This window comes from Ralstonia sp. VS2407 (assembly GCF_052950655.1).
This window is the reverse complement of sequence record NZ_JBRFVG010000253.1, coordinates 1-467: the sequence shown is the minus strand read 5'-3', so window position 1 is coordinate 467 and position 467 is coordinate 1. Positions and strand designations below refer to the sequence as shown.

Annotated in this window: 1 protein-coding gene and 1 pseudogene; both read right to left on the bottom strand. The window is 72.4% G+C overall.

All coding sequences use genetic code 11. From position 1 onward, the window contains the following. Window positions 1-128 (bottom strand): annotated as a pseudogene (locus ACU8YE_RS24895) (enoyl-CoA hydratase/isomerase family protein); the annotation flags it as partial. Further along, window positions 125-467: enoyl-CoA hydratase-related protein (locus ACU8YE_RS24890; RefSeq protein WP_446930211.1), on the bottom strand; the 343-nt coding region annotated here is incomplete at its 5' end. The gene ACU8YE_RS24890 and the pseudogene ACU8YE_RS24895, both read right to left, overlap by 4 nt.

The following is a 467-nucleotide window of genomic DNA, read 5'->3' as shown; positions in this document are numbered from 1 at the left end:
GCGTACGACAGCGCGTTGAGCGCGGCCGGCCGGTTCAGCGTGATCAGCGCCACGCGGTTCACCACGCGGAACAGCACCTCGGGCGCATGTTCCGCGAACGTGTCGTGATTCGTCACCGGCGTGCTCATCGTTGCGGCTCTCCATCGGTGCGCCACTGCGGCGCGCGCTTGCCCAGGAACGCCGCCACGCCTTCGCGCGGATCGGCCGTGTCGAACAGGTCGACGAAGCGTTCGCGTTCGACCGCGAGCGCCGCGCCGCGCGGCACGCCGCGTCGGGCGAGGCCGATCAGCTCCTTGCTGTAGGCCACCGCATGCGGGCTTTGCCGCGCGACGTTGCGTGCCAGCGCGAGTGCCGCGTCGCGCGCGGCGCCGCTGTCCACCACGTCCTCGACGAGGCCGATCCGCAGTGCGGTCGCCGCGTCGACGCGCGCGCCGGTCAGGATGATCTTCTTCGCCCAGCCCTCGCCG